Below are 590 nucleotides of genomic sequence, written 5' to 3' on the forward strand. Positions count from 1 at the left end.
TTGATGCAGATCGGCGGCTTAGGGCAAATGACCTTATCTGCGGTGCTGCTCTATATGTTTGGGGTGCGCTTGAGTCTACGTCAGCAAGCGTTAGCCAAAGAAGCACTTGGCCAAGAAAGGCAAGTCAACCTGCGTCGTTTGGTGAAAAAGATCGTCACATTTGCGCTGGTGGCAGAGGCGATTGGTTTTGTCTTCCTCTCGTATCGTTGGGTGCCAGAAATGGGTTGGCAGACGGGCATGTTCTATGCGCTGTTTCATTCTATTTCGGCTTTCAACAATGCTGGCTTCGCTCTCTTCTCTGACAGCATGATGAGTTTTGTCAACGATCCGTTAGTGAGTTTCACCTTAGCTGGTCTGTTTATCTTTGGCGGCTTGGGTTTCACTGTGATTGGTGACGTTTGGCGACATTGGCGTAAAGGTTTCCACTTCTTACATATTCACACCAAAATCATGTTGATTGCCACGCCGTTACTGCTGTTGGTGGGAACGGTGCTGTTTTGGCTTTTGGAACGTCACAACCCCAACACCATGGGGTCGCTCACTATTGGCGGGCAATGGTTGGCCGCTTTCTTCCAATCAGCCAGTGCGCG

At 50.0% G+C, this 590-nt stretch carries 1 protein-coding gene; it reads left to right on the forward strand.

What is annotated here, in order from left to right; translation table 11 throughout:
• A partial coding sequence (locus R7Q46_RS28685) for a potassium transporter TrkG (protein ID WP_318078509.1) occupies positions 1 to 590 on the forward strand: 590 nt, incomplete at both ends.

It is taken from the genome of Vibrio sp. 811, assembly GCF_033339195.1.